The organism is Candidatus Infernicultor aquiphilus (assembly GCF_002784285.1).
Lineage (GTDB): Bacteria > Atribacterota > Phoenicimicrobiia > Phoenicimicrobiales > Phoenicimicrobiaceae > Infernicultor > Infernicultor aquiphilus.
Window position 1 is genome coordinate 1 of record NZ_PFKO01000194.1, and the last position, 3,714, is coordinate 3,714.

Genomic DNA, 3,714 nt, shown 5'->3' on the forward strand with positions numbered 1-3,714 from the left:
TAAATATAATTATTTATGACACAGTCTGAATAACGGGTCGGATAAATCCGACCCCTACATTACCATTCCCCGATCAGGTCGAGGACAGGTTTGCTTACTTTTTGGGGGACAACCATAAAATAAGTCTTTCTAAATACTTCATCCATTTAATTGAATTTTAGATTATTATTGGTAAAAATATTTTATTTTATCCTTATTTATATGCTTCTACAAAAAATTAAAAAATCCTTCTTTTATTAAGAAAAATTATAAAATTAATTTATTATTTTTTTATTTGACTTTTTTATACTACTGAAGGTTCAATAATTAATTCCCCCCGTTCGAATCTTCCAATATCCAACTTATCTATAGGGAGAGACGTCTTTCTCTTCAATATCAATTCTGCAATTAGTTTACTGGTTATCGGAGCTAACATAAATCCGTGCCCACTAAACCCTAAAGCCATGTAAAAACCTTCAATTTGGGGGTGTTCACCCAAGATTGGCTGAGCATCTGGGCTCATATTATATAATCCGGCCCATTGTCTAACCATACTCACCTCTTTTAATAAAGGCAGCACCGCAGTCATCTTTTGAGCCATTTCTTGAGCAAATTGCCAGCTCGATCCTATATCGCCATCTTTTCGTTCATTAGGATCGCCAAAGCCCATTATTATACTACCATGAGGGGTCTGCTGACCGTAAAAATTGCGAGAGAAAGACATCAACATCGGTCTGAATAGAGGGTCAATCGGTTCAGTAATTAGGATTTGATGTCTCTGAGAATAGACCGGGATATCAACTCCTACCATTTTCCCAATTATTCCCGAATATCCACCAGCTGCATTTACTACCATAGGAGTTAACAACTTTCCTTTATCTGTATTAACGGCAACTATCTTATGGTTTTCCGTTTCAATCTCTTTTACCTCAGTAAAGGTATATATCTTTACCCCTAACCTCTCTGCAGCTTCCGCATAAGCAAAATTGGTTTTAAAAGGATTGGCATGACCATCGGTAGGACAAAAGGTGGCAGCTAATATACCTTCTGTATTTAGAGGAGGGACAATCTCTTTCGCTTCCTCAACCGTTATGAACCTGGCCTTAATATTTAAAGATTGTTCTAAGGCTACGTTTTTCTTAAACTGGTTCACCTCTTTTTCGGTATAAGCCAAGATAAGATATCCACCTTGATTAAGTTCAATATCATATTCCAGTTCTTGACTTAAATTCTCAAAAATTTTAATACTCTCCCGAGCCAGGATACAATTCATCTTAGTTCCAAATTGCTGTCTAATCCCTGCTCCACATCTACCGGTAGAACCACTGGCTAGAGTATTTTTTTCCAATAATATTATATTTTTAGCTCCCAATTTAGCTAAATTATAAGCAACGCTACAACCAACTACCCCTCCACCAATAATAACTAGATCTGCTTTTTTAATCATCATTATCACCGGCCAGAGTTCCTAATTTAATTGGTTTAGTAGGAGGCCTAAAAGTAGATATGGACAACTCCTCTATTTTTTTATTACAAAATTTAGCAATTTCTCTTAAGATAATCTGATGACAAGTATTACCCTGACATCTTCCCATTCCGGCTCGAGTAATTCTTTTAATTTCATCGAGACTAGTATATCCTTTTTCTAAAGCTTGTCTTATTTCTCCCCAGGTGACATCTTCACAGCGGCAAATTATGGTATCATCCTTCATTCTTTTTGTCCTCCACTTTTATACTTCTAACCTTCATAGCCATATTTTTGTGAACTGATATAGAAATTATATTGGTCTTATTTTTAATCTTTTGGACTCTTACTACTTTTGCTTTACTCACTATCTTTCCCGCTCTATCTAAAGCATAAACCTCTTTCCCTTTTTCGGGTAGAGGAAGCATTTCATAAGGTAACTTAATTAAGGCTTTATTTTCTGAATAGTTATTATCTATTACAAATATAGCCAAACCTGGGCAAGCACTAATACAAATCCCGCAACCAGTACATTTATTAAAATCGACTTGAGGTAAATCATTTATATCTTTAAATGGTTTTATTGCTCCAAACTGGCACGATATAGCACAAGGATCACAAGGTATCTTCTGAAAGCATTCTATGATAACTACTGCTCCTTTAGCTAATCTTTCTTTATCCGGAATTACTTTTTTTAAATCATCATCGGTGGGAAGACCAGTTTTTTCTAACATTATTGATCCACTTCCCTCTTAAGCAAAGCTTTTTCTAAGCCTATTTTTACCTTTTCACTTAAAGGATTAGCTCGTAATTCTTCTAACTCTTTTCTTAAGTTTCTGTTTAGTTCTAAAAAATTATCAACTCTATATCCTAAACTCACTGCCGCATTTAACCCAGCAATTTTTCCCTCTAACATAGCACTACTGGCTTCTTCAATGCCAGCTACATCCCCTGCAATATAAATATTATCTAAACTTGATTTCATATGATCATCTCTTAAAGCTACATATCCGCCGAGTTCAGCAATATATTTCATCTGACAACCGGCCTGCCAGAGTAAATCAGAGAGCGGAGATAAGCCAACTGCTAAACAGACAGTGTCTACTTTAAGTTCTTTTTCTGTTCCCGGAATAAATTCAAAATCTTTATTAATTTCACTAATTACCGCTTTTTCTACACCATCATTACCGTAGACCTCTTTTAAGGAATGGGAAGTATAAATTGGTACTCCCAAACGTCTAATCTTGGAGGCATGTACCAGGTATCCGCCTATCCTGGGAAGGGCTTCCACGATTGCTTCCACCTTAATACCTGCTTGCAGGAGTTGATAGCTAACAATTAAACCAATATTTCCTGCTCCTACCATTAAGACATTATTACCCGGGACTACTCCATAAAGATTCATTAAGGTTTGCACTGCCCCCGCCCCATATACTCCTGGTAGATCATTATTCACAAAAGTCAACATATTTTCCGAAGCTCCAGTGGCTACAATAATTCTATCCGGTAGTAATTTAATAAATATATCACCATTACTACCCTGGACAATAGTTAGAATACCATCTTCATAATATCCGGTTACCGTGGCATTACCAATTAGTTCAATATTCTTATATTTTTTAATTTCTTGTAGTAAATTTTTAGCAATTTCTATGCCCCTAATCCCAGCAAATTGTTTCTTAGAACCAAAAAATTTATGGGTTTGTTTTATCAATTGCCCCCCTAATTCTAAACTATCATCAATAAGGGTTATTTTTGCTCCTGAAGAGGCAGCACAAATTGCTGCTGATAATCCTGCTGGACCTCCTCCAATTATAGCCAGATTAGTCTTCTTCAATTGAAATCACCTTTTCCTTTTTGGATCTCTATATTCATCCCTTCTTCTAATTTAGTTACACAAGTCCTTACATTAGGAATGCCATTTACTTTCATCAGGCAGGAGGAGCACTTACCTATCGCACAAAAGAATCCCCGGGGTCGGTGATACTTAATACTTCTGCTCAACACTTTTACTCCAGCAGCAACCAAGGCAGAAGCAATAGGCTCTCCTTCATAACCTTCCATTTCTATCCGGTCTAAAGTAAATTTAACTTTTTTACCTGGACTAAATTCCAGAATAGGGTGCTCTTTTATTCGCACACTCCCCTCCTTTTTTTAGCATAAAAATTGCCGCCATACGCCCAGTATTGCCCTTGTCTCTCCGATAAGAGAAGAAAAGTTCAGGATGATCGGCAGTACAAATTTCATTAACAAAAATATTCTTTTCCTCT

At 36.3% G+C, this 3,714-nt stretch carries 6 protein-coding genes; all 6 read right to left on the reverse strand.

Annotated features, from left to right (window positions below):
- Window positions 1–283: 283 nt before the first annotated feature.
- From COZ07_RS05145 to COZ07_RS05170, 6 genes are read right to left on the reverse strand one after another with little or no spacing between them, the layout of a single operon-like run.
- Entirely contained in the window at window positions 284–1,426 is a 1,143-nt protein-coding gene (locus COZ07_RS05145) for an FAD-binding oxidoreductase (protein WP_406607513.1), read from the reverse strand.
- Window positions 1,419–1,691 carry a (2Fe-2S)-binding protein gene (locus COZ07_RS05150; RefSeq protein WP_406607509.1) on the reverse strand — a complete coding sequence of 91 codons (273 nt, stop codon included), beginning with the start codon at window positions 1,689–1,691 and terminating at the stop codon, window positions 1,419–1,421. The genes COZ07_RS05145 and COZ07_RS05150 overlap by 8 nt, the downstream gene beginning before the upstream one ends.
- Window positions 1,681–2,178: a 4Fe-4S binding protein gene (locus COZ07_RS05155; RefSeq protein ID WP_406607510.1), complete on the reverse strand. Its 498-nt coding sequence runs from the start codon at window positions 2,176–2,178 to the stop codon at window positions 1,681–1,683. Before COZ07_RS05155 ends, COZ07_RS05150 begins: the two co-directional genes overlap by 11 nt.
- Window positions 2,178–3,281: an NAD(P)/FAD-dependent oxidoreductase gene (locus tag COZ07_RS05160; RefSeq protein ID WP_406607511.1), complete on the reverse strand. Its 1,104-nt coding sequence runs from the start codon at window positions 3,279–3,281 to the stop codon at window positions 2,178–2,180. Before COZ07_RS05160 ends, COZ07_RS05155 begins: the two co-directional genes overlap by 1 nt.
- Window positions 3,278–3,583: a (2Fe-2S)-binding protein gene (locus COZ07_RS05165; protein ID WP_406607512.1), complete on the reverse strand. Its 306-nt coding sequence runs from the start codon at window positions 3,581–3,583 to the stop codon at window positions 3,278–3,280. Before COZ07_RS05165 ends, COZ07_RS05160 begins: the two co-directional genes overlap by 4 nt.
- Window positions 3,549–3,701, reverse strand: coding sequence for a laccase domain-containing protein (locus COZ07_RS05170; protein ID WP_406607514.1), 153 nt, complete (start codon window positions 3,699–3,701; stop codon window positions 3,549–3,551). The genes COZ07_RS05165 and COZ07_RS05170 overlap by 35 nt, the downstream gene beginning before the upstream one ends.
- Window positions 3,702–3,714 lie beyond the last annotated feature (13 nt).